The sequence below is a fragment of the Flavobacterium azizsancarii genome, assembly GCF_027980145.1.
GTDB classification, from domain to species: domain Bacteria; phylum Bacteroidota; class Bacteroidia; order Flavobacteriales; family Flavobacteriaceae; genus Flavobacterium; species Flavobacterium azizsancarii.
Genome location: NZ_JAMZNK010000041.1, coordinates 26,213 through 51,818, shown reverse-complemented (window position 1 = coordinate 51,818; position 25,606 = coordinate 26,213). Strand labels below are relative to the sequence as shown.

Sequence of the window (25,606 nt, the reverse complement as noted above, 5' to 3'; positions counted from 1 at the left end):
ATCATATAATGAAGAATAGGGACTAAACTGAATTTGTTGCTGTTGAATTAACATCTAAAAAGCCTTATGATTACACCCAAAAGATACAAAAAAAAGAGTAGAAAACTTTTATCTTCTACTCCTTTAATTAACAATTATTCCTGAAAAGGACTTTTTCAGTGCCCTCATTTATTTAGTGAGGCTTTTTTTGCTCAAAATCCTAAAATCTGTATGTTAAATTTTTTAAGGGACAAAGTATTTAATTTGTTAAAAAAAAATTTAAATTAAATGGTAATTTAATCTTACAAAAATAACTATTAACAAAAAACTAAAATATTTTTTTTATCGCTTCAATCCGCAGTAAGTCAATAAACAGTGACTGTTCCTGATGTTAGGAAACCATCTTTTTTATGTAAAAAAATTTGTTTTATATATTTGCTTTTATATATTTATCGCACAGAAATAAAGGATAATGTTAAAAAACCGTATTCTTTATGTTAAAACCAAGTGCTTATTTTTAAGAATTCTACCCAAAATTAATATGAAGGCCAAAACTTTACAATTCAAGACTTTTGATGATAATACACTTTGGAATAACTTGAAAGATGGAGATGAAAAATCATTCTCAATTTTATTTGAGAAATATTATACAGATTTAGTTCGTTACGGAAATTCACTTTCACCATTTGCAGAGAAAGTACAAGATTGTGTACAGGACGTCTTTACAGACATCTGGGTTTATCGTAACGGATTGCAAAATTCGGTTGTAGTAAAAGCTTATTTATTATCAAGTGTACGTAAGCGAATTGCAAGATTGCACGAACGTGATCGTATTTTTCGTAAAGCGACTAGTACAGATACAATAGCATTCCTTTTAGAATTTTCAGTAGAAAATGACCTTGTAGATGATGATTATGCAACGAGAGAGAAAGTTGTTCATTTGAATAAATTATTAAATGATTTGCCATCGCGCCAAAAGGAGGCTTTGTATTTACGCTACCATCAAGGTTTGACAGTAGAACAAATTGCCGAAATGTTAGAAGTTAATTATCAATCAGCAAGCAACCTCTTACACCGGGGTCTGCTTACATTACGTAAGGAATGGAAGGGGAGTTTTTCGTTAATTTTTCTACTATCTTTAACTGCATGTTAAATTTGTTTTAAAAAAAATAAAAAAAAATCACAATTTAGTGAGTATATAATAAGAAAAGTGTCCTCTATGTTTTTGTAACCTTATTTTTAAATGCAAAAACGTAACAAATATACCGAAATTGAAGATTTTTTATCTGACGAATCATTCCAGTCATGGGTTTTATTTAAAACTGATGAGAATGGTTGGGAAGAATGGACTTTAGAAAGTCGCCAACGTGCTAAGTTGGTAGAAGACGCAAGATTATTATTGTTGGCTATGAAAGTGCCAGATTCAAATTTGACTGCGTCTGATATCCACAATGCGTTACAAACTACATGGATTAAAATTGAAGAGAAAGAAAATCAAAACAGTTCAATTCAGGATTCCAAAATAAATTTTTTTAGAAAATATTTCCTTAGTGGTGCTGCAGCTATTTTAGTTTTTGGCCTGATATCAGTTTGGTTTTATCAAAATCAAATTAGTCCCAAAAGTAATGTAATTACGTATAAAGAACTTATAGATGAAAATAGCGAAGGATTAGTTGAGCAGACTAATAATTCAAATAAACCACAAATCATCACATTGTCTGACGGCAGTTCTGTTTTATTACAACCAAATAGTAAATTAAGTTATCCTAAAATCTTTACCGGAAACGAAAGAAAGGTGTATTTATCCGGCGAAGGTTTCTTTGAAATTAGTAAAAATCCTAAAAAGCCTTTTTTTGTTTATGCAAACGAAATCGTTACAAAGGTAGTTGGAACTAGTTTTAGAGTTAAAGCTTATTCTGATCAGCCTGATGTAGAAGTTCTTGTGCGCACCGGTAAAGTTAGGGTAAAATCTAATGATTTATTAGCTAAATCTAATCAGAAAGAAGTGGTTTTACTACCCAATCAGGCACTTCGTTTTTTACGAAGTGATTTGAGTTTTAACAAAATCACAAACATTACCCAAGATGTCGCCTTGACTCGTAATGTTGGTAATATTGAGCAGTTGAGTTTCGAATTTACTGATATTCCTGTATCTCAGATTTTTCAAACAATTGAACAGGCTTATCTGGTAGATATTGATTATCCTAAAAATAAATTAAAAGATTGTCACCTTACCACTTCGCTTAGTGATCAGCCATTGACAGAAAAACTAAAAATTGTCTGTAATAGCATAGGCAATAATACCAGTTTTGAAATGAATGGCAACCAGATTATTATAACATCTGAAGGATGTAACTAATCCTGCTATATAACTGTAATTATATAGATTGGATTTTAATTTCGAAAAAAAAACAACCAAAAACACTCTCAACTAAAAAAGACTATATGCCTATGTAAAAGATGATAATGCAGAAAAAAAAAGTGCCGAAATGCTGTAACATTATCGACACTTAAATTGAATTGAGTTACTCTCTGTAAAGAGTAATTCATAATGTTTCTTAAAATACACTCGAATCAGTATTAATCAAAACAATCCAAAATTATGAAAAAACCAGTTGTTAAACAACGATTACTCCATCGAATCATGAAAATAACACTATTTCAGTTTGTCTTGGCGCTTGTATTTTCAAGTGTTGCCATGGCAAATAATGTAAATGGGCAAAAAAAATTAGATACAAAGGTTACTATTAATGTTGATAATTTAACATTAGACAATGCGCTATCTAAGTTGGAGAAGTCTGCCCACGTAAAATTTTCTTATAACTCAAGGTTGCCTCAGCTTGCTCAAAAGGTAAGTATAGATGCAGATCAGGAAGTGCTGTCAAGCATTCTTAACCGAATTTTAATACCTTTTAATATAACCTATACTGAAGTAAGCAATCAAATTGTTTTACAAAAAAATACCGCTGATTCTTTTACAAGTTCAGACGCCAGTAATTCACTGTTTGCAATATTAACTGCAGGTCCAATTATCAAAGGTGTGGTTACAGATGCTAATGGTAGCCCATTACCAGGAGCTACGGTTTCTGTAAAAGGTACAAAAAATGCAGTTCTTACTGATTTTGATGGTAGGTTTACTATCGAAGTACCTTCTAATAGTGATAAACTTGTAATTTCTTATGTTGGAATGGAGTCCAAAGAAATTGGAATATCGAACACTAGTCCAACTATTGTCTTAAATGATGAAGGACAAAATTTAAAAGAAGTTGTAGTAACTACAGGTTACGAAAAAACATCTAAGAGAACCTTTACTGGAGCTATCAGCAAAATTTCTGGTGCAGAATTAAAAGTTGATGGTGTAGTAGATGTAAGCAGAATGATCGAGGGTAAAGCTGCCGGTGTAACTGTGCAAAATGTAACAGGTACTTTTGGTACAGCTCCTAAAATTACAGTGCGTGGATCTTCATCTATTTTTGGGGACACAAAACCTTTATGGGTTATTGATGGAGTTGTTCAGGAAGATATCATAAATGTTTCATTTGCTGATTTGGCTTCTGGAAATTCATCAACATTATTAAGTTCATCTGTAGCGGGTTTAAATGCTAACGATATCCAAAGTATTGAAATTCTTAAAGACGCATCAGCAACATCTATCTATGGTTCAAGATCGTTAAACGGAGTTGTGGTTGTTACAACTAAACAAGGACGTAGAGATTCACCATTAAAAGTGAGTTATTCACTTGAAAACACAGTGAGAACAGTACCAAGTTATACACAATATGACATCTTGAACTCTCAGGAATCTATGAGTGTTTTTCAGGAAATGAAACAAAAAGGATATCTTGATTTAAGTTCTTCTTACACAGGAAGATTTGGAGGAGCATATAATATCCTTGCAAAAGAGATCAACCGTTATAATGAAACAAATGGTCAGTACGGTGTTAGAAATGAACAATCAAATATTAATCAGTTCTTAAAAAAATACGAACTAGCTAATACAGATTGGTTTAGTGTTTTATTTAGACCTTCGATTACTCAAAATCACTCTTTAAGCTTTTCTGGTGGTGGAAAAAATAATACATTTTATGCTTCTTTAGGTTATTATACAGATCCAGGATGGACTATTGCTGATAACGTAAAGCAGTTAACATCAAATATTAAAGGAACATTTTTTATAAATGATAGATTGAACATTACGTTATCTACGATGGGATCTATTCGTGACCAAGAAGCTCCTGGAGCTTATGATAGTAAAAAAGATGTTGTATTTGGAAAAACAGCCAGAGATTTTGATATTAATCCGTTCAACTATGTTTTAAGTACTAGCAGAACATTAAGACCTTATGATGATAATGGTAATCTGGAATATTATCAAAACAACTGGGCACCAATGAACATTGTGAATGAATTAGAAAATAACACTTTAGGAATTAAAGTAAATGATATTCGTTTTCAGGTAGATTTAGATTATAAAATCAATAAACATTTAACTTATAACCTTACCGGTTCTGCGCGTTATGCAAATACATCAAGAGAGCACAAGATTTTAGAAGGCTCGAATGTAGTAGCAGCATACAATGCAGGCGTTGGAGATAACGTAAATACACAAATACAAAAAGATAATGTATTCTTGTATCAGGATCCTACGGATTTAACTATACCAAAAGTTTCCGTATTGCCAAGTGGTGGTTTTCTAAGAAAATACACTAATGATATGACTTCTTATAACGTTAGAAATAGTGTTACTTATAGAAATATTTTTAAAGAAAAACATGAAGTAGAAGGTTTCTTTGGTACAGAATTAAGATCAGTGGATCGAAACAATGATAATTTTACAGCTGTAGGTATTCAATATGATAAAGGACTTACTTCTTTTATTGATCCTAAAATGATCGAGAAAATTGTAAATGGAGGTGATTCATATTACGAATTTGGCGCAGAAAGAGAAAGGACTGTTGGTTTCTTTGGTAAAGTTGGATATACTTATGATCGTCGTTATACAGCTTCGTTGACTGGTCGTTATGATGGATCTAACAGACAAGGAGATACAGGGTCTTCAAGATGGTTGCCTACTTACACAGTTAGTGGAAAATGGAACGTTGCTGAAGAAAAATTCATGAAAAACGTTGAATCAATCAATACTTTAGCTTTGAGAGCTTCTTATGGACTTACAGCAACAGCTGGACCTGCAACAAATTCATTAGCAATTTATAAAAGTTTTATTACAGACCGTTTTAATCTTTCAGATAGAGAAAATGCGATAAAAATCGAAGATTTACAAAACAAAGATTTGACTTGGGAAAAACAATATGAAACTAATATTGGTTTAGATCTTGGAATGTTTAATAACAGAGTGCAGTTAACTACAGACGTTTACAGCCGTAAGGCATTTGACTTAATTGACTATGTAATTACGTCTGGTGTTGGCGGACAATCTGTCAAACAAGGTAACAATGCTGATATGGAAACTAAAGGTATTGAGTTGGGGTTTACTACTCAAAATATTGTAACTAATAACTTTAAGTGGTCAACAACATTAAACTTTTCTGTTTACAATCAAAAAATCACAAAATTAGCAAACAAACCTTCAGTTTATGATCTGGTAGATTCCAATGGAGGTAATACAGTAGGACACCCTAGAAATTCAATATATTCTTATCAGTTTACCGGATTGAATAATCAAGGATTACCTACTTTTATTTTACAGGACGGAGCAGAAAATAATATTACAAAAGCTAATTTTCAAGATACTAAAGACGTTGCAAATTACTTAAAATATGAAGGATCTATTGAACCTAATAAATCAGTTGGTTTAGCCAATACATTTTCTTATAAAAGCTGGTCGTTATATGTATTTATTGTTGGATCCGGAGGAAATAAAGTTCGTCTAAATCCTGTTTACAGTAACGAGTATAACGATTTGACAGTTTTTACAAAAGAATTTAAAAATAGGTGGATAAGTCCAGGAGATGAAAATAGTACAAATGTTCCTGTTATTGCAGATAAATTATTAAATAGAAATTATGGGGAAAGCGATTTACAAATAGCTTATAATACTTATAATTATTCTGATGTAAGAGTTGCTGATGGTGATTTTTTGCGATTAAAGAATATTTCGCTTAGTTGGGAATTTCCTAAAGATTTTAAAAGAAAGTTAGGTGTTAGTGCATTCACCTTAAAAGGTTCAGCAGTAAATCCCTGGTTGATTTATTCAGATAAAAGATTACACGGCCAGGACCCTGAGTTTCGTAATACAGGAGGAGTTGCATTTCCAATAACTTCTCAATATACATTTACTTTAAATGTTTCATTCTAATATAGTTAATTATGAAAAATATAAAAATAGCACTTTCATTAGTATTACTTGTTAGTATTAGTAGTTGTGATGAATTTCTTTCAGAAGTGCCAGATAACAGAACACAAATAAATACACCAGAAAAGATCTCAGAATTATTAGTAACCGCTTATCCTAACAGGACGTATATGGCGATTGCAGAAACAATGTCTGATAATGTATTCGATAGTGCATTACCAGGGTCAGACTTGGACAATAAACAAAGTTACAACTGGGAAATGCAGACTCAATTTGCAGAAGATACAGAGGCAGCATTTTGGAATTCTTCCTATAAGGCTATAGCAGCTGCAAATCAAGCCTTAGAAGCTATCGATCAATTGGGTAACCTAACTAGTTTGAATCCTCAAAAGGGAGAGGCATTAATAGCAAGAGCTTATTCTCATTTTATGTTGGTTCAATTATGGGCAAATAGATACAACCCTGCGACAGCTGCTACGGATTTAGGGGTTCCGTATATAACAGAGCCGGAAGGAGCTTTATTAGTAAAATACAAACGAAACACAGTTAAGGAAGTATTTGATTTTATCGAGAAAGACATTAATGAAGGATTGAAATATGTTACTAGTAATTATAAAGAACCAAAGTACCATTTTAATGTAGAGGCTACAAAAGCTTTTGCCAGTCGTTTTTATTTAGTAAAAGGAGATTGGGATAAGGTACTTGAGTTTTCAAATGGATTGGGCTCAAAACCGACTACTCTTAGAGATTATGCAGCTTTTAATGCAGTTGCTTTTGCTCAGATGCCTATTGAATATTCTAAGGTAGAGCAAGCAACAAATTTATTAGTAGCTTATCCGGAATCAATCTGGAGTAGAAGCTTTACAAATAGATTTACTCTGGCAGGAAACAAAGTAGATTTAATTTTAGGAAAAGAAACTAGTCTTTTTAATAAAGCCTGGTTAATACGTGCAGCAGGCCAATACAAAGGGGGGCAAACGGTTTTGGTACCTAAGCTTTATGAGTATTTTAAATATACAAATTTAACAGCAGGTGTTGGTGATCCTTATACCAGTACAGTTCTTTTAAGTAATGATGAGTTTTTCCTGAATAGAATTGAAGCACATGTAATGAAAAATCAAATTACAGAAGCGAATGCTGAATTAGAATACTTTTTAGCAACAAGAACTTCAGGATACAATCCAGCGACAGATAAGTTAACACAAGCAAAAGTGATAGAAAAATTTCCAGTAATAGCAGATGAGTTTACACCGTTTTATCCGCTAACTCCTGTACAGGCTTCTTATATAAAAGCTATTGCAGAAGCAAGAAGAAGAGATTTTTTGCATGAGGGTGTTAGGTGGTTTGATATCAAGCGTTTTAATCTTGTTGTAGAACACGATACTTTTGAGTTTGGGCAAGTATCAAGACATAATGTTTTAGTAAAAGATGACAAACGTAGAGCATTACAGATACCAGTTAGAGCTTCTGATAATGGAATCGAACTAAATCCTAGATAAAAATTTAATTTAATTTATTATGAAAATATTAAAAAGATATAAAACGATTTTAATGATTACAGGGACAATATTATTTATTTCTTGTGCACATGAAGATCAGCCTACAGAAAGTCAATTAGATTTTTCACAGTCTACTAAAACGGAATTAGACAAATGGATTGATACTGGTTTCTTGGATCCTTATAATATCAAAGTATATTATGAATGGAATCAAAATCTGGTAGATAATACTCGTTATTTATTTCCACCAACTATAGAAAAGGTAAAGCCAGCTCTTGAGATTGTTAAAACAATATGGATAGACAGTTACACGACTATAGGAGGTGCGAATTTTGTAAAGAAAATTGCACCAAGAGAATTTGTTTTAGTAGGAGGGGTAAACTTAAATACAACTGGTACAAGAACATTAGGTTTAGCAGAAGGAGGACAAAGAGTTACACTTTTTCAGGTAGATTATTTAAATAAAAATAGCAGACCGGATGTTACTGAGTTTATTCATACTATTCAGCACGAGTATGTGCACATTCTAAATCAAACTAAACCTTTTGATGAACAGGCCTGGTCTAAATTAACACCGTCAGGATATACTACCAGTTGGTATGTTGAAGAAATTGAAGATTCAAGAGAATTAGGTTTTATAACAAGTTATGCAAGATTAAATATTTATGAAGATTTTGCAGAAACCGCTTCTACAATATTAACAAGCTCTAAAGCAGAATATGCTGCAATTCTTGCAAGTATTACAGATCCTGCAGGTAAAGCAAGTATTCAAAAGAAAGAAGCTATTGTAGTACAATATTATAAAGATGCCTTTAATATGGATTTCTATGCTTTAAGAGATGAGGCACAAAAAAATACAGATGCAGTTCTTAAAAAGTAATTATAAATAATAATGAGCAATAATTAATAAAAATCAATATTATGAAAATAAAATATATATATAAGTATTTATTAGTTGCTTTTGCGGCAATACTACTAGGTTCTTGTACGAGTACAGAAGCTGATTCGAAATTTGATCAGAACCCTATAGATAGATTAAATGCTAGGGAAAAAGAATTAAATGATTTATTGCTTTCTTCCGCAGATGGGTGGAAAGCGGTTTATTATACAGATAGTACACAATTAGGAGGATTTACACATTTATTCAAATTTCTGCCTGACGGAAAAGTAGATATGGCATCAGATTTCGATGGAGATACCGGTGTTAAAAGAAGTCAGTATGATATTCAATTAGGAAGTACAGTAAGTTTAGTTTTCACAACAGCTAGTAGAATACATCTGTTATCAGAGTCAGATAATTATCCTACCGCGGCCCTTAGAGGTAAAGGATATTTGGGTGATTTCCAATTTTTCTATTACGGTCAGGAGAATGGAGATATTATTTTTAAAACAAACAGGAATTTTAAGGAATTAAGATTTGTAAAAGCGAAACCACAGGACTGGACAGATTTACCTAAAAACACTCCAATAATTGAAAAGATTACAGGAGGAATAACTAGCCCCTTGTTTAGATTGTTAGAAATTAATGATGGTAGTGCAGTGAAGTTATTCGATTTTGATTTCAATCCAAAAGCGCGTTTTGGTATTGCAACATCTTTAGATGCCTCTACAAATCAAATTTATAATCTGGCTCTTTCCTATACTCCAACAGGTGCTATTGTTAAACCAGCTTTAGTGGTAAAAGGACAAAAATTATCAAATTTTGTTTATGATAGTGTCAGCAATAATTTTATCGCTACAGGTACCGGAGGAGTTAGTGCTACTATTAGATTCTCAAATGCACCGCCAAGATTAACTGATGATTATAAAATATTACTCCCGGGTAAAATATTTACTAACTTTGGTTATTATGTTGGTGATTTTACGGAAAGCGCACCTACAAATTCACAATTATTTAAAAAGGAACTTGCTGGAATTAACGCTGCTTTACCAGCAGGCGTATCAGTATCATCTATACAGATTTATACAAATCATTCCCTTGGAAATTTCATCTATTATACATTTGTAGGAAGAGCAGCTATCTTCCATTACGTAGATGTTGTAGAAGATGCGACTGGTAAAAAAATTATCCTGAAACATAAATCTTGGTCAACAGGTACAGTTCCAGCATTTCTTAAGAATTTCGATAGTTATCTAACAGATCCTAGTGGAATCTATGTAAAAAAAGAAAGTTACAAATTAACTTATTCAAATACTGTTTACACCTTTACTGGTGCTTCAAGTTCATTTAGAATGAACACTTGGCAACTTAATTAATTATTTTTGATAAAAGGCAGTTCAATTGAATTGCCTTTTTTTAAGCTAAATCATAGAAAGAAAGTTAGACGCTTAATTTGTGAAAAAAATTAAAAATAGTAATTTAATAAAATATGATGAAGAAGGTTTTTATCCCAATAAATATTGTTGTTTTTTATGAGGCTTAGCGTTGGTAACTATTTCAGGAATATATCCGGAATACAACAGATATTATTTATAGCTTTTAATTTTAGTCTTGATTTTAATAATTACTATTGATCTAAAAAAAAAGAGAAAAGAGGACAAACTTAATAATACTGAAAATTTTAAATTTTCAATGTATAGCATATTAATTTCAGCAGTTATACTTGGAATTTTATTTTTCGCCATAAGCCAAAATTAAATATTCAATTTTACATGAAAAGAAAAAGCAACTCAAAAATGAGTTGCTTTTTTCTTTTCATGTAATTAGAGTTAAATCTTATAAAAAATCATTTTAATAGATGTTTTTTCGTATTTTTATATTGAAAATCAAATAGTTGTGTTTGGTTTTTTGTCTGAAACTCAACAGATAAAAGGATTGAGTATATAAACATCAAACAATTTAATCATTATGTTAAAAACAATTTTGAATTTTAAAGGAGTAGAGATTTTGAGTCGTAACGAGCAAAAAAATATTGCAGGTGGCGGAAACACCTTAACTTATGATTGTGAAAAGGGAGACGGTGCGGTAATGGGACAATATCTAACACCCTGTATAAATCAGCCAGTACCTAAGTGCTTTGAAACAGTAGATGGAGATGGCCCACTGTGTCCATAATTTTATAAGACATTTTTAATAATTAAACCGTTTCACAATCTGAAGCGGTTTTTTTTATCTACATTATTTTTAAAGAAACTTCCAAATTCATAATTTATACTATTGTTATTTTTTTAAAAAGGGAATTATCATATATTTGACAAGTCATTCATAGCTTTGATAAATGCAATATACTTTTCTGTTTTTTAGCAAGGAAAAAAATATAGTGGATATCGAGATTAAGCTACAAATAAATATTAAATTAATTTTGAATATGAAATTACTAGAAGGAAAAGTTGCCATTATTACAGGCGCTAGTCGTGGAATTGGAAGAGGAATTGCAGAAGTTTTTGCTAAACATGGTGCAAATGTGGCGTTTACATATAGCTCATCTGTAGAATCTGCTCAGGCTCTAGAAGCTGAGTTAAACGGTTTAGGAATAAAAGCAAAAGGATACCAGTCGAATGCCGCCGATTTTAATGAATCACAAACTTTTGTTGATGCTGTTTTAGCTGATTTTGGAACAGTTGATATTTTAATTAATAACGCAGGAATTACAAAAGATAATTTATTAATGCGTATGTCTGAAGCTGATTTTGATCAGGTTATTGATGTAAACCTGAAGTCAGTATTTAATATGACAAAAGCGATTCAGAAGACTTTCCTAAAACAACGCGCAGGTTCAATCATTAATATTAGTTCTGTTGTTGGGGTTTCCGGAAACGCAGGACAAACAAATTACGCCGCTTCTAAAGCAGGTGCAATTGGTTTTACAAAATCTGTAGCATTAGAGTTAGGTTCCCGTAATATTCGTTGCAATGCAATTGCTCCTGGATTTATTGAAACTGAAATGACTGCAAAATTACCGGAAGACGTAGTAAAAGGATGGAGAGACGGAATTCCGTTAAAACGTGGCGGAACTGTTGAAGATGTTGCAAATGCATGTCTTTTCCTAGCGTCAGATATGAGTGCTTATGTTACAGGGCAAGTGCTTAATGTTTGCGGAGGAATGCTTACTTAAAAAGTTAATTGTTTATGGCTTGTTGTTTATTGTTCTGCAACCATAAACTAAAAACTATAATCTACAAACTACATAAAATATGACTACAAACACGATTCTATTATTATTACTTTCTTTAGTAATAGCGGGTGGGTTATCGTATTTTCAATATTTTTTTAAAGCCAAAAACAAATCCAATGTGATTTGGTTTTTGGCTTTTTTACGTTTTTTAGCTATTTTCGGCCTGTTGGTTTTGTTGATAAACCCAATAATGACTAAAAATTCGCTGCAAATCACTAAAACACCTTTGGCTATTGCGGTAGATAATTCGAGTTCGATTGAAGTTTTAAAATCAGATAAAAAAGTTGCCGAATTATATCAAAAACTAATTTCGAATCCTGCACTTAAGGAAAAATTTGAAATTCAATCGTATCAATTTGATGCAGATTTTAAACCTTCGGACAAATTTGATTTCAAAGGAAAACAAACAAATCTTGACGAAGTTGCCAAAAATCTAAAAAGCATCAATAAAAACCTGATTTTCCCGACGGTTATAATTACTGACGGAAATCAAACTACAGGAAACGATTACGTATATCGCTTTGATCCTGCTAATAAAGTTTATCCTTTGGTTGTGGGAGATACAACCACTTTTCTTGATTTAAAAATCAATCAGCTTAACGTTAACAAATACGCCTTTCATAAAAATAAATTTCCGGTTGAAGTTTTTCTGCAATATTCCGGAGATAAAAATGTAAATGCCGATTTTAACATTACACAGGGAAATAATGTTGTTGCCAAAGAAAAAATTTCTTTTTCAGCCTCAAAAAAAACAGCTGCTTTAAATTTGTTATTGCCTGCAGATAAAGTAGGATTACAAATTTTTAAAGCCAGTATTTCTTCTGGTTCAAAAGAAAAGAATAGTTATAATAATGTCAAAAATTTTGCTGTTGAAATTATTGATCAAAAGTCGACCATCGCCATAGTTTCTTCTATAAATCATCCTGATATCGCAGCGTTAAAACGTTCTATTGAAGTTAATGCACAGCGTAAAGTGATATTGGCTAAACCTAATGATATTAATCAGTTACAAGAAGCTTCTGTTTTAGTTTTATATCAACCAAATTCAAGTTTTAAAGCAATTTTTGATAATAATAAATTAGCAGGAACCAATACCTTTATTATTACAGGAACCAGTACTGATTTTAATTTTTTGAACCAGCAACAGAACAGTCTGGTTTTTAAAATGAGCAATCAAAGAGAAGATTATTTATGTGAGTTTCAATCGCAATTTAATCTGTTTGCGATCGATAATATTGGTTTCGAAAATTTCCCACCATTGCAAAATTTATTCGGAACGATTACTACAAACGGAAATGTCTCCGTTTTGCTTTCTTCTAAAATCAGAAATGTCGCTACCAACGCGCCTTTATTAGCTTTTACCGAAAATCAGGGCAAAAGAACTTCTTTTCTTCTAGGAGAAAACAGCTGGAAATGGCGTTTGCAAAGTCATGTTGATAATCAGTCATTTGAAAAATACGATATTTTTATAGACAAGATAATTCAGTATTTGGTTTCGACAACTTCTAAAAAATCACTCGTAGTAACACACGAAAGTTTTTATAATTCAGGAGAAGCAATTGTGATCAATGCGCAGTACTTTAATAAAAATTATGAATTTGACGAAAAAGCCAGATTGACCATTGCAGTTACAAATGCAGAAACAAAACAAGCCAAAAACTACGATTTATTAAAAGGGAATAATTCGTTCTCAGTAAATTTAGACGGATTGTCTACAGGAAAATATAATTTTACAGTAAAAGAGTTAAACACGAACACGTTATATTCAAGTCATTTTGAGATTTTAGATTTTGATATTGAAAAACAATTTGTAAATCCTGATGTTTTAAAGCTAAAACAATTGGCGCTGCAAACAAACGGAAAAGCTTTTTTCGAAGATCAGGCCGATGATTTGATTCAGCAACTTCTGGAAAATAAAGAATATAAATCGATAGAAAAAAATGTTTCAACCAAGACTCCGCTAATTGATTGGGTTTGGTTATTGATTTTAATTGCTGCGGTATTGACTACGGAATGGTTTGTTAGGAAATATAATGGAATGTTGTGATGAAATATAATCGCATTCTCTCTAGCTTTTTGTGATCTTGTGGTTATGAATTAAAAGTATAAATTATGAAAGTTAAATTCTTATTTATTGTAGTAATTTTGATGGTTATTTTTTGTTTTTTTTCATTTTCAAAGACAAACAATACTAACCAAAGCAACCTTTTGGGAAATACGATTCAGCAACGTTTTCAACCACCTCCAGGATTTGTGAGAGAAGAGGAATCTAAAACTTCGTTTGGATCTTTTTTACGAAATCTTCCATTAAAGGCTTCAGGTTCAAGTGTTTTGTATTTTAACGGAACTGTAAAATCAAATCGAAACGTTTATGAAGCGGTTGTTGATTTACCCATTGGAAAACAAGATTTGCATCAATGTGCTGATGCTGTGATGCGTTTGCGAGCGGATTATTTTTATAGCCAAAAACAGTACGATAAAATACATTTTAATTTTACAAATGGTTTTCGAGTTGATTTTAGTAAATGGGCTGAAGGTTACAGAATTGCAATTAAAGGCAACAAAACCAGTTGGGTTAAAACTGCAAAGCCATCTGATAGTTATCAAACCTATTGGAAATATTTAGAGACGGTTTTTATGTATGCCGGAACTGCTTCGTTAGAAAAAGAACTGAAATCAATTAATGTTACAGACGTAAAAATTGGAGATGTCTTTATAAAAGGTGGCTTTCCAGGTCACGCTGTTATTGTGGTTGATATAGCCGTGAATCCAAAAAATAACCAAAAAATTATGCTATTAGCACAAAGCTATATGCCAGCACAGGAAATCCAAATATTAAAAAATCCAAATAATAGTTCGTTGAGTCCCTGGTATACTGTCGATTTTGGAACCACTCTGAAAACGCCTGAATGGACTTTTAGTTCTTCACAATTAAAACGTTTTTAAATGAAACGATTCCTTTTTTTAGTCCTTATATTCCAAAATGTTTTTTCGCAGGAAATCCCATTGAATGTTCAAAAATTAATTAAAGCATATCCAGATCAAGTTGTTGGTTATAAAGATAATAAAATTATTTTTAGTGATAAATCTAGTTTGATTTACGATGATTTTAAAAATAAAACGAATCAGGAATTGTTGGAAAATCCAGATATTGAAGATCAATTTAAGTTTGTTTATAATAAAGTAAATAAGAATTTAATTCCAAAGGAAGATGCAGGAAGAATTCGAAATGAAGCTTTTTTTAAGAAAATTTACGGAAATTCAAAATCAGAAGTTGAATCAAAAATGACTGAAATTATTTGGTGCCCAAAATTAGTCAATCAAAAAATAAAAGTCACAACAGTGAATGGAATTGATAAAATAGTAAAAAAACTCTCGGCAGAATTAGATAATAATCCAGAATTTAAAAAATATATTAATGCTATTGGAGGTACATTTAGTTGGAGAAAAATTTCAGGAACAAACCGATTGAGTACGCATAGTTATGGAATGACTATAGATATTAATGTCAAAAATTCCAATTATTGGCAATGGGATTGTAAATGTAAAAATGAAGAAGCTATTCTTTCGTATAGAAATCAAATTCCTGTAAAGCTAATTTCAATTTTTGAAAAATATGGCTTTATTTGGGGAGGAAATTGGAAACATTACGACACAATGCATTTTGAGTATCGACCTGAACTTTTTTTATAAATTTTAGAATATTTTATTTCAAAAAAATATTGTGGAGGAAAGTGGGTTACGAATTATAAATTTATGATTATGGATTTCAGGCTAAAAGTTTTCTACACCGTTGCGCTCCGCCTTAATTTTACTAAAGCAGCTCAGGAATTATATATATCGCAGCCGGCAGTTTCTAAACATATCCAGGAACTCGAGGAAACCTATAAAATCAAGCTTTTTGAACGTAATGGTTCTAAAATTGCATTAACTCCTGCCGGAGAAATTCTACTAAAACATACCAAAAACATCTTCGAAATCTATCGCAAGATCGACTTTGATATGAGTTCTTTTATCAACGAGCGTAAAGGTTTATTAAGATTGGGAGCCAGCACTACAATTTCGCAATATATTATTTCCCCAGTTTTGGCCCGCTTTCATCAAAAGCAAAAAGACATTAAAGTCAATTTACTAAACGGAAATACAGAACAAATAGAAAATGCTTTAATCAGCAAAGAAATAGAAATAGGAATTGTCGAAGGGCAATCTAAAAATCAGTTGATTAAATATATTCCGTTTTTAAAAGACGAATTGGTTTTGGTTTGTAATATCAAAAATCCTTTTGTAAAACAAAACGAAATTTCATTAGAAGATTTAAAAGCGATGAAATTTATAACCCGGGAGCGTGGTTCCGGAACACTTGAAGTTATTGAATTTGCTTTGAAACAAGTCAATGTAAAAATAACAGATTTACAAATCGAGATGCAGTTAGGATCTACAGAAAGCATAAAATCATATTTATTAAACTCTGATTGTTTTGCTTTTATGTCAATACACGCGGTAGGCAAGGAGCTTAAAAATAATGAATTAATAGTGTTAGACGTCACTAATCTTTCTATTGAACGTTATTTTTATATTATAACTTTATTGGGTAAATCAGATTCTTTATCAGAATTATTTATACAGAATATGTCTTCTTATTATAACTTAGAGTTATAGTCGATTGCAATTTGCGATTAGTGATTGCGGTGTAAAGAGCAGACCTTTGTAGAGAAATATTAAAATTATTATTTTGAAAACAAAACAACATACATCGACACATTTATTCCAGGTCAATCTTTACATACAACAAGCTATTTTTGCTTTAATAATCCTATTGTGTTTATTTTCTATTATTTCTGCACCGGTCGCTTTATTACTGGGAGTCGTAATGGTTAATGTTTTTGGTAATCCTTTTGTCGAATTCAATCATGTCGCTATTACTTATTTATTACAATTTTCAGTAGTTGGTTTAGGTTTCGGAATGAATGCTACAGCTGCAATTTCAGCAGGAAAAGAAGGTTTTTTGCTAACTGTATTCTCGATTTTTAGTACTTTACTATTAGGTACATTTTTAGGGAAATGGCTTAAAACTGATAAAAAAACATCACACTTAATTTCTTGCGGAACTGCTATTTGCGGAGGAAGTGCTATTGCCGCGATTTCACCGGTAATTAAATCAAACGAAAATCAAACATCAATTGCTTTGGGAGTTATTTTTATCCTTAATTCAATAGCATTATTCGTTTTTCCATTTATCGGACATCAACTAGATTTGTCACAAAAAGAATTTGGCTTATGGTGCGCCATTGCTATTCATGATACCAGTTCTGTTGTAGGTGCAGCTAATAAATACGGTGCCGAAGCATTGCAAATCGCAACAACTGTAAAATTAGCACGAGCATTATGGATTATTCCTATTTCTCTCATCACGGCTGCAATTTTTAAAAATAAATCCCAAAAAATCAAGATTCCTTATTTTATAGGTTTATTTATTCTTGCAATGCTTTTTAACACCTATGTTCCCGCTACTGCAGTTATTGCGCCGTTTATTGTGAATGTAGCTAAGATTGGTCTAACAATTACCTTGTTTTTAATTGGAGCTACTTTAAACATTAATACACTACGATCAGTAGGAGTGAAGCCTTTGTTACAGGGAGTTATTCTGTGGGTATTTATTGCCGGTCTGGGTTTAGCTTCAATTTTATATTTGAATTAATCAAAATACTATTTTACGTTAGAATACTTTACAATAGGTTTGCCTACAATATTATACCATTTCCCTTTAAAAGAAAAATGTCTTTCTATTGAAAAATTAAATTGTTTTTTTGTTTTAGCCATCTCACTTACTTCTTTCGGCATATCGACTTCATATTCTTCATCTCCGCCTTTTGACTTACGGTAAAATCCCGTTGTTGTAATGACAAAATCCCTGAAATATTTTTTATCCGAATCATTTACAACTTTATATGAACTTGACCAATTTGTGCCGCCTCCGGTATTTGACAGCGCATAATTGTCTACTTCCATCAAAGGCTGATACTTTCCATTAAAACCAACTATTAAATATAGATAATCGTAATACGGTGCACCAGCACCTCCATTTGAATGTACTAATGTAAAAGCGTACTGATCATCACCAATTTCGATCAATTTAGGAGAAGGAGCTCTTGAGAAAGCACCAAAAGCAGCAATTGCCGGCTGAAAAGATCTCATTTGCCAAACATTATCATTTTTTGCAAACTTGGCAACACCCACCAAACCTCCGGAAAATCTTCCTGTTTGTCCTCCGTCCCCATCATAAACGGAGTGATTAAAAAACAACAATTTAAATTGATTGCCCTTTGAATCCGTGTAATTTATATTTTCAAGAAGTCTTGTCGCAACACCTTCTTTATAGGGAAATAGTTGATCGCCTTCAGTACCATTAACATCTTTATAAGCCACCGGTTTACAGCTTTTGCATTTCCAACTCAAAAAAGTATTGTCGTCAGAAAGCTTGTATAATTTACCGGGAAACAATTTTTGCATCGTTTTAACGCCATCAAGCTGATCAGATAATTGTAAAGTTCTCTTGGTATTGAGAATAGTATCACTGACATTTTTTAATTGTATATCATCCTGAGCGGAACAAATTGAAGTAAATAATAAAAAAAGAACACTAAAACGAATCAGAGACATATATTAATATTTTTATGTAAAACAAAAACGAATTTACAAAGAAACTTTTAATATGAACTTACTGCCGATAAGGTTCGTAAAATTAAATTATAACAATATTATCTACTATTGTTTTGAATTCACTTTAAATGAAATAAATTTGCACCTCAAACAAAAAACAAATGAAAAACTTTAGAATGAAACCAAAGTTAATCGCATTTTTTGCATTAGCTATTGGATTTTTGACATTATCATGGGGAATCGTTGGCCATGAGCGTATTAATAAAGCTGCAGTAATGGCATTGCCACGTCCGCTTCAGATCTTCTTCTACAATCACATCGATTTTATTACACAAGAAGCTTCTGTTCCGGATATTCGTAAATATGCTTTAAATTATAAAGATGAAAATCCGAGACATTATTTTGACATGGAGAATTTTGGTGCTTTAGACAGTATTCCAAAAACTATGGAGCAAGCAAAGAAAAAATACGATGCTAAATTTCTGAATGACAATGGGATATTGCCTTGGTACATAGAAGATATGATGGTAAAGTTAACCAAAGCCTTTAAAGATAAAAACAGAGCAGAAATTTTATTTCTTGCTGCAGATTTAGGTCATTATATAGGAGATGCACATATGCCATTACACACTTCTGCCAATCATGACGGGCAATTAAGTGAGCAAAAAGGAATTCACTCTCTTTGGGAAAGCAGACTTCCTGAATTATTTGCTAAAAATTACAAATTAAATGTTCCTGAGGCACATTATTATGAAGATGTTCATAAAGCAACCTGGGACATGATAAACGATACACATAGTTTAGTTCAGCCGTTATTAGACATTGATAAAAAATTAAGAACTGCGACTCCTGAAAATCAAGTTTTTAAAATGGATGCAGACGGAAAAGTATTGAAAAGCAAATACAATTCAGCTGTTTTCTCTGATGAATATGCTAAGAAATTGCATAAAGATTTAAATGGAATGGTTGAAAATCAAATGAAAAAAGCCATTACTGCAACAGCGAGTTTCTGGTATACTGCGTGGGTAAATGCAGGAAAACCTGATTTAAGCGATCTGGATGCGCCAGCGGTTACACAAAGAAACAACCAGGCTCTAAAAGATGATTTAAAACTGTTTCAGCAAGGTGACTTGTTCGGAATGAAGAATCAGAACGACTAGAGAAAGTTTTCAGTCTCAGTTAATAGTTTACATATTTTAAGCAATAAAAAAGTCTCAAATTCATCTGAATTTGAGACTTTTTTATTTTTTAGACAATCTTCATCTCGACCAAAGGGAGAGATCGCACGCGGGGAAAACGCACTGTTGCCGGGCTACTTTATGTGATTTCTCCCTTGGGTCGAAATGACAACCATGAACTATATCCAGCGGAAATCGGCTTAAATCAGTGTCATCCACTTGCTATTATATTTTCTCTTATTTCTGATATTTCTTATGTTTCAACATGTCCGAAGCTGTTTGATAAAAAGAAATTGTTTCGTTGACCAAATCAGTTCTTTCAGTTTTCATTGGAATTTCGTTATAATCAATTTGATATTCGGGAGCAATACCTGGTTTTGTATTAATTTTCAAATCAAATTGCTTTACCTGCTGTTTAGGAGATAAAACTGTTAGAACATTATCTTTTATTAAACCTAAATCCTGATAAGTTGCAATAAAAGCTCTTGGTTTATAATCAGGTTTTAGTACATCCTGACCAAAAAACTTGCTTTCATAGCTAAAATGTAATAATCCAAAAAGCGTAGGCATCAAATCAATTTGCGACATTAACTGATTGTATTGTGTTGGTTTAGCGGTTGGATCATAAATAAAAGCAGGAATCCTGTATTTATCCAACGGAAGCTCTGTTTTTCCTGCACTTGAAGCACAATGATCAGCAACAATCACAAAAACAGTATTCTTGAACCAAGGTTGCTTACTTGCCATCTCGAAGAATTTTTTTAACGAATAATCAGTATATTTTACACCGCCATCACGAGATTTAATATCTCCCGGAATGTCAATTTTATTATTAGGATATGTAAAAGGCCTGTGGTTGCTTACTGTCATGATATGATTAAAGAAAGGCTTATTTTGTTTTGCCTCAACATTCATAATCTTAATTGCTTTATTGTACATATCTTCATCACAAACTCCCCAAACGTTTGAAAATGCAATTTCTTCAGGAGAAAAGCTTGATTTATCTACAATCTCATAACCATTACCAGAATAAAAATCCTGCATATTATCAAAGAAGGCATCTCCACCATACATAAATTTCACATTATAGCCTTTTTGTTTAAAAATTGCTCCTGTCGAAAACTTGTTTTTGTTGTCCTCTCTTTTTAAAACACTTTCTCCTGCAGTTGGAGGTAAGCACAAAGTTACAGCTTCAAGTCCGCGAACAGTTCTGTTTCCTGCTGCATATAAATTTGTAAATTGTAAACTTTGCTGAGCCAGACTGTCCAGAAAAGGAGTTATGTTTTGTTTATTCCCATATGCTTTCATGAACTCTGCACTGTAACTTTCTATTGTAATTAAAACAACATTTTTATGATTTTCAACAGAATCAGCAGTTATTGTTCGAGTAGTGGTTTGCCCCGAAATAGTTGGCAATTGCTGCTTTAAGAGTTCAAATGCCTCGCTATCCGGAAGCGTTTTGTAAAATTTGAAATAATCGAGTTTATTGTTCTGAAACGCCAAATAAAATTTATACAATCCATTTGCTTGTAATTCATTAACAAAAACATTCTTAGAATTTTCTGTCTTTGCCAATAGAGGTATAGCAATCAAAGACATAATAAACAAAAGAATATAGATTCCGCTAATTTTTATTTTTTCAACTAAAGATGGAATATTATCAATATAGTTTCTGGATTTTTTTAAAATAAAATAAGTGAAAATTCCAGTGATTAAAAACAAAGCAGAAAATATAGGAACAACAGGATAAGATTGCATGATGTTCCCGATCACTTCATTAGTATAAATTAAATAGTTTACTGCAATAAAATTGTATTTTACACCAAATTCATTCCAGAAGAAATATTCACTTAATCCATTTTGCAGAATTAATAAAACGTAAAGGAAAATTACGAAAGCAAATAACCAATATCTGATTTTATCCCTTAAACGCGGAAGAAAAAGTAAAAGCGCAAAAAGAGCCGTTTTGATTCCAATAAAAATTAATACAATATTAGGTAAAGCCCCGCCATATTCAGTAATTACACTTTTACCGGAAGCAACATAAACAAACAGAAGCAATAAAACACCCAAAATTATATATCCTGAAGGTTTATTGTATTTAGAATTAGATATAAAAATAAGATAAAGCCATAAAAAAACACTCGCTACTGTAAAAACAAAAAAGTCAGAAATGAGTCCTAAAACGAAAATTTTCAGACTTTCAAGTAAAGTAAAAGAACTTTGAGTTATAGGATGAAAAAATAAAACTATTCGTAATATAAAGCTTACGGCAAAATAAAATAAAGCAAGATTGTAAAAAGGCGACAGTTTCTTGTAAATATTCATCTAATTATTTTTTTTTAGCAAAATTACATCCAATAGATTAGTTCCTGATTAAGTTATACTTTAACCTTACTTAACTTTGTCTTAATGTTGTCTTAAGATAGTAATTTTTATTCTATTCTTACAAATCTAATTCATTTCTGACTTCAAAATTTTTATCTTTGAAAACCAATTTTCCAATTTTTAATCTTAATCCCAAAATTTAATGCACATTCTAATAGTTGAAGACGAGTTAGGTATTGTTCAGTTTTTACAACAAGGCCTGCAAGAAGAAGGATACCAGATTACTACTGCAAATGATGGATCAAAAGGTTTTGAATTGATTCAGAATCAACACTTTGATTTGATTTTACTGGACTGGATGCTGCCCAAGATTAATGGTTTGGATTTATGTAAAGCAATTCGGGTAAAAGATCAAACCACACCAATAATCTTTCTAACGGCAAAAGATACAGTTCAGGAAACTATAGAGGGATTAAAAGCAGGAGCAAACGATTATATCAAAAAGCCATTTAGTTTTGAAGAATTGGTAGAACGCATTAAAATTCATTTTAGGAATCAAAAAGAATCAGAACTTTTAACTCTGGGAACTATTAAGATCGATTTGTTGAAACATATTGTTTATAAGAACGATGAAGAAATTGCCCTTACGCAACGTGAGTTTGAATTGTTAAAATATTTAATTCAAAATAAAGGAAAAGTGTGTACCAGAAATCAAATTTTAAAAGATGTCTGGGAGATTAATTTTGAATATGACACCGGAGTTATCGATGTTTTTATGAATGCAATAAGAAAAAAACTCAATTTAAAAATTGAAGAAGATTACATTAAAACAATTCGCGGTATTGGTTATATCGCCAACGACATATAAATGATACAGCTTTCTTTTAAAAATAGAATTGCATTAAACTATATTATCACCACAGGATTGTTGATTGTAGTAGTTTTTTCAGTTATTTATTCTATTGTAAAACACACCGTTTACAGTCATATTGATGAAAAAATTAAAGTTGAGATTGAAAATCATCTTGAAGAAATCAAAGAAGTTGACGGAAAAGTAATTCTTATTGATGAAGAAGAATGGAAAGAACGCGAACATAATACCGTAGATGTAAACCCGGTATTTGTTGAATTTCTTGATGTGAATAAGAAAATTATCGAAAAAGCACCAAATCTAAAAACGGAAACACTCGTATTTAACGATTCAGTTAAAGATTTTGAGTTATTTGATACTATAATGGGGGATCATGCTATTAGGCAAATTCAGGTTCCACTTCATCTAAAAGGTAAAAAAATAGGTTATGTAATTGTAGCAATGTCTTTGGCAGATTCAAAAATGGTATTAAATAATTTGTTTGATATTATGTGCCTGTCTTTCTTGGGAATTTTGTTATTACTGTTCTTTATTGCCCGCTTTTTTGCTGGCAGAAGCATAAAACCAATAAATGCCATCATTAATACTTCGAAGATTATCACGAAGGACAATCTGAAAACACGGATTCCGCTGCCCAAAACCCGGGATGAATTGTACACACTCTCTAAGACTATCAATAATCTTTTAAATAGAATTGAAGATGCTATTGAACGTGAAAAACAATTTACGTCTGACGCTTCTCATGAATTAAGAACGCCTCTCACGGTTATCAAAGGTACTCTTGAAGTTTTGATTCGTAAACCGCGTGATAATAAAGAATATGAAGAGAAAATAAATTATTGTATAAAAGAAGTCGATCATCTCAATATGTTAGTAGATCAGCTATTATTAATGGCACGTTTCGAGAACCAAAGCAAAAATATAAAAACAGAATCAGTTTACTTAAACGCAGTAATTTTAGATGTTTTGCAATTGAATTTGGAGAAGATAAATACAAAAAGAATAAAGATTAAATTTGATACAAAAGAAGATTATTATATTCAGTCGGATAATTTTTTAGTAATTACGATTTTGAGAAATATTATTTCAAATGCGATTAAATACACCAATACTGACGGAGAAGTCAAAATTTCATTTGCTAAACAAAACGACAAAATAATCTGTAAAATTTCAGACAATGGAATTGGAATCGCAAAACAGGATTTAGAATCAATCTTTAATCCCTTTTTCAGATCCAATTCAACAGATCATCCTGAGATAAAAGGAAACGGACTAGGTTTGTCGATTGTAAAAAGAATTACAGAATTGCTGCATATTAAGTTTAAAATTGAGAGCGAAATAGAAGTAGGAACTACTGTTGTTTTAAGTTTTGATGAAAATATGAAAACCGTATTATAAATTTAAAGAATTCAATAAAAACAGGGTCCCAGTTTTTTTTCTAACAATAAACTATCGTTAAGTTAAATTAAAAATTGCTTTTTTATGAAATTAACTAGTATATTTGCAACCGAATCAAAGAATTATAAAATAAACCAAGTCATGATTTCTATTCAATTACATCATCATCATTTTCATTATTGCCCTCAAGCGATGTGTTAATGGTATGCGTGTAAATCATCATATTTTAAAACCCGTTTGAGTACATCAAGCGGGTTTTTTAATTCCAATTCTTTGTACTCAAACTATTAATCCAACAAAAACTAAAAAAATGAGTACGTTAAAAATTGCAATTCAAAAATCAGGTCGTTTAAACGAAGAAAGCATTCAAATTCTAAGAGATTGCGGTATTTCGATTAACAACGGAAACGATCAGCTAAAAGCAGAAGCTTCAAATTTTCCTTTAGAAGTTTTATACTTAAGAAATTCAGATATTCCACAATATTTGATTGATGGCGTTGTAGATCTGGCCATTGTAGGAGATAATCTTTTAGTAGAAAAAGGAAAACACATTGAAGTGATTCAGAAATTAGGATTTTCAAAATGCAAAGTATCTGTTGCAGTTCCTAAAACTTTCGAGTACAACTCTATTCAGGATTTAGCAGGTTTGCGCATCGCGACGTCTTACCCAAATACAGTTAACGAATATTTCAATTCTTTTGGCTTAAGTGTAGATATTCACCAAATCTCAGGGTCTGTAGAAATCGCTCCAAACATTGGTCTTGCAGATGCTATTGTAGATATTGTTTCAAGCGGAAGTACTTTATTCAAGAATAATTTAAGAGAAGTTGAAGTTATTCTAAAAAGTGAAGCTGTTTTAGCAGTGTCCCCAAAAGTTTCTCCTGAAATTCAAAAACACATTGATACTTTAAAATTTAGAATACAATCAGTTTTAAGAGCCAGAAATTCAAAATATATTTTGATGAATGTTCCAAACGCTAAAATTGATCAAATCGGAAAAATTTTGCCGGTTTTACGCAGCTTAACAGTTTTGCCATTGGCTCAGGAAGGTTGGAGCAGTGTACACTCCGTAATTGACAAAGATACTTTTTGGGATGTAATTGATAAACTAAAAGAAGCCGGAGCCGAAGGAATTTTAGTTTGTCCAATTGAGAAAATGGTTCTTTAAGAGCTTCGCTCGCTTTAGGCTATAAGCGCTATGCTTTACGCCAGGAAAAACACAAAGTTAAAAAGCTTAAAGCCTACAGCTTATAGCATAAAGCAGA

19 protein-coding genes are annotated in these 25,606 nt (G+C 31.6%); 17 read left to right on the top strand and 2 right to left on the bottom strand.

Annotated features, from left to right (window positions below):
* The first annotated feature begins 520 nt into the window (after positions 1-520).
* The 13 genes from NJT12_RS19345 (at position 521) to NJT12_RS19285 (ending at position 17,604) form a co-directional block, all read left to right on the top strand.
* Positions 521-1,132 carry an RNA polymerase sigma factor gene (locus NJT12_RS19345; protein ID WP_271337571.1) on the top strand — a complete coding sequence of 204 codons (612 nt, stop codon included), beginning with the start codon at positions 521-523 and terminating at the stop codon, positions 1,130-1,132.
* A gap of 90 nt (positions 1,133-1,222) precedes the next feature.
* Entirely contained in the window at positions 1,223-2,338 is a 1,116-nt protein-coding gene (locus NJT12_RS19340) for a FecR family protein (RefSeq protein WP_271337570.1), read from the top strand.
* Between the two features lie 243 nt (positions 2,339-2,581).
* Positions 2,582-6,295 carry a SusC/RagA family TonB-linked outer membrane protein gene (locus NJT12_RS19335; RefSeq protein ID WP_271337569.1) on the top strand — a complete coding sequence of 1,238 codons (3,714 nt, stop codon included), beginning with the start codon at positions 2,582-2,584 and terminating at the stop codon, positions 6,293-6,295.
* A gap of 11 nt (positions 6,296-6,306) precedes the next feature.
* The gene (locus NJT12_RS19330) at positions 6,307-7,791 is read left to right on the top strand and encodes a RagB/SusD family nutrient uptake outer membrane protein (protein ID WP_271337568.1); all 1,485 of its coding nucleotides are present in this window, start codon (positions 6,307-6,309) and stop codon (positions 7,789-7,791) included.
* 19 nt (positions 7,792-7,810) lie between these two features.
* Entirely contained in the window at positions 7,811-8,671 is an 861-nt protein-coding gene (locus NJT12_RS19325) for a zinc-binding metallopeptidase (RefSeq protein ID WP_271337567.1), read from the top strand.
* Between the two features lie 41 nt (positions 8,672-8,712).
* Positions 8,713-10,047 carry a DUF4302 domain-containing protein gene (locus NJT12_RS19320; RefSeq protein ID WP_271337566.1) on the top strand — a complete coding sequence of 445 codons (1,335 nt, stop codon included), beginning with the start codon at positions 8,713-8,715 and terminating at the stop codon, positions 10,045-10,047.
* 592 nt (positions 10,048-10,639) lie between these two features.
* Entirely contained in the window at positions 10,640-10,846 is a 207-nt protein-coding gene (locus NJT12_RS19315; RefSeq protein ID WP_271337565.1) for a hypothetical protein, read from the top strand.
* A 253-nt stretch (positions 10,847-11,099) separates the two neighbouring features.
* Positions 11,100-11,846 (top strand): 3-oxoacyl-[acyl-carrier-protein] reductase, encoded by a 747-nt coding sequence (gene fabG / locus NJT12_RS19310; RefSeq protein WP_271337564.1) that lies wholly within the window; start codon positions 11,100-11,102, stop codon positions 11,844-11,846.
* A 79-nt stretch (positions 11,847-11,925) separates the two neighbouring features.
* Positions 11,926-13,953: a hypothetical protein gene (locus NJT12_RS19305; protein WP_271337563.1), complete on the top strand. Its 2,028-nt coding sequence runs from the start codon at positions 11,926-11,928 to the stop codon at positions 13,951-13,953.
* 65 nt (positions 13,954-14,018) lie between these two features.
* Positions 14,019-14,852: a DUF4846 domain-containing protein gene (locus NJT12_RS19300; protein WP_271337562.1), complete on the top strand. Its 834-nt coding sequence runs from the start codon at positions 14,019-14,021 to the stop codon at positions 14,850-14,852.
* A gap of 60 nt (positions 14,853-14,912) precedes the next feature.
* Positions 14,913-15,599 carry a M15 family metallopeptidase gene (locus NJT12_RS19295; RefSeq protein ID WP_271337561.1) on the top strand — a complete coding sequence of 229 codons (687 nt, stop codon included), beginning with the start codon at positions 14,913-14,915 and terminating at the stop codon, positions 15,597-15,599.
* A 69-nt stretch (positions 15,600-15,668) separates the two neighbouring features.
* Complete coding sequence (locus NJT12_RS19290; RefSeq protein ID WP_271337560.1) at positions 15,669-16,565, top strand: LysR family transcriptional regulator; 897 nt, start codon at positions 15,669-15,671, stop codon at positions 16,563-16,565.
* A 73-nt stretch (positions 16,566-16,638) separates the two neighbouring features.
* Entirely contained in the window at positions 16,639-17,604 is a 966-nt protein-coding gene (locus NJT12_RS19285; protein ID WP_271337559.1) for a YeiH family protein, read from the top strand.
* Between the two features lie 8 nt (positions 17,605-17,612).
* On the opposite strand, the gene NJT12_RS19280 is transcribed toward NJT12_RS19285, so the two are convergent.
* Positions 17,613-18,566, bottom strand: coding sequence for a hypothetical protein (locus NJT12_RS19280; RefSeq protein ID WP_271337558.1), 954 nt, complete (start codon positions 18,564-18,566; stop codon positions 17,613-17,615).
* Positions 18,567-18,727: 161 nt separating this feature from the next.
* Here NJT12_RS19280 and NJT12_RS19275 point away from each other — a divergent pair, with 161 nt between their 5' ends.
* Positions 18,728-19,726 (top strand): zinc dependent phospholipase C family protein, encoded by a 999-nt coding sequence (locus tag NJT12_RS19275; RefSeq protein WP_271337557.1) that lies wholly within the window; start codon positions 18,728-18,730, stop codon positions 19,724-19,726.
* Between the two features lie 255 nt (positions 19,727-19,981).
* On the opposite strand, the gene NJT12_RS19270 is transcribed toward NJT12_RS19275, so the two are convergent.
* Complete coding sequence (locus tag NJT12_RS19270; RefSeq protein ID WP_271337556.1) at positions 19,982-22,072, bottom strand: LTA synthase family protein; 2,091 nt, start codon at positions 22,070-22,072, stop codon at positions 19,982-19,984.
* Positions 22,073-22,274: 202 nt separating this feature from the next.
* On the opposite strand from NJT12_RS19270, the gene NJT12_RS19265 reads away from it, so the two are divergent.
* The 3 genes from NJT12_RS19265 (at position 22,275) to hisG (ending at position 25,509) form a co-directional block, all read left to right on the top strand.
* On the top strand, positions 22,275-22,940 hold the full coding sequence (locus NJT12_RS19265; RefSeq protein ID WP_271337555.1) for a response regulator transcription factor: 666 nt from the start codon (positions 22,275-22,277) through the stop codon (positions 22,938-22,940).
* Positions 22,941-24,341 (top strand): sensor histidine kinase, encoded by a 1,401-nt coding sequence (locus tag NJT12_RS19260; protein WP_271337554.1) that lies wholly within the window; start codon positions 22,941-22,943, stop codon positions 24,339-24,341.
* Between the two features lie 310 nt (positions 24,342-24,651).
* On the top strand, positions 24,652-25,509 hold the full coding sequence (hisG, locus tag NJT12_RS19255) for an ATP phosphoribosyltransferase (RefSeq protein ID WP_271337553.1): 858 nt from the start codon (positions 24,652-24,654) through the stop codon (positions 25,507-25,509).
* Positions 25,510-25,606: the final 97 nt, after the last annotated feature.

Coding starts and splice junctions, on each gene's coding strand:
- NJT12_RS19345 (WP_271337571.1), top strand. CDS start 521: ATGAAGGCCAAAACTTTACAATTCAAGACTTTTGATGATAATACACTT.
- NJT12_RS19340 (WP_271337570.1), top strand. CDS start 1,223: ATGCAAAAACGTAACAAATATACCGAAATTGAAGATTTTTTATCTGAC.
- NJT12_RS19335 (WP_271337569.1), top strand. CDS start 2,582: ATGAAAAAACCAGTTGTTAAACAACGATTACTCCATCGAATCATGAAA.
- NJT12_RS19330 (WP_271337568.1), top strand. CDS start 6,307: ATGAAAAATATAAAAATAGCACTTTCATTAGTATTACTTGTTAGTATT.
- NJT12_RS19325 (WP_271337567.1), top strand. CDS start 7,811: ATGAAAATATTAAAAAGATATAAAACGATTTTAATGATTACAGGGACA.
- NJT12_RS19320 (WP_271337566.1), top strand. CDS start 8,713: ATGAAAATAAAATATATATATAAGTATTTATTAGTTGCTTTTGCGGCA.
- NJT12_RS19315 (WP_271337565.1), top strand. CDS start 10,640: ATGTTAAAAACAATTTTGAATTTTAAAGGAGTAGAGATTTTGAGTCGT.
- fabG (WP_271337564.1), top strand. CDS start 11,100: ATGAAATTACTAGAAGGAAAAGTTGCCATTATTACAGGCGCTAGTCGT.
- NJT12_RS19305 (WP_271337563.1), top strand. CDS start 11,926: ATGACTACAAACACGATTCTATTATTATTACTTTCTTTAGTAATAGCG.
- NJT12_RS19300 (WP_271337562.1), top strand. CDS start 14,019: ATGAAAGTTAAATTCTTATTTATTGTAGTAATTTTGATGGTTATTTTT.
- NJT12_RS19290 (WP_271337560.1), top strand. CDS start 15,669: ATGGATTTCAGGCTAAAAGTTTTCTACACCGTTGCGCTCCGCCTTAAT.
- NJT12_RS19280 (WP_271337558.1), bottom strand. CDS start 18,566: ATGTCTCTGATTCGTTTTAGTGTTCTTTTTTTATTATTTACTTCAATT.
- NJT12_RS19275 (WP_271337557.1), top strand. CDS start 18,728: ATGAAAAACTTTAGAATGAAACCAAAGTTAATCGCATTTTTTGCATTA.
- NJT12_RS19270 (WP_271337556.1), bottom strand. CDS start 22,072: ATGAATATTTACAAGAAACTGTCGCCTTTTTACAATCTTGCTTTATTT.
- NJT12_RS19265 (WP_271337555.1), top strand. CDS start 22,275: ATGCACATTCTAATAGTTGAAGACGAGTTAGGTATTGTTCAGTTTTTA.
- NJT12_RS19260 (WP_271337554.1), top strand. CDS start 22,941: ATGATACAGCTTTCTTTTAAAAATAGAATTGCATTAAACTATATTATC.
- hisG (WP_271337553.1), top strand. CDS start 24,652: ATGAGTACGTTAAAAATTGCAATTCAAAAATCAGGTCGTTTAAACGAA.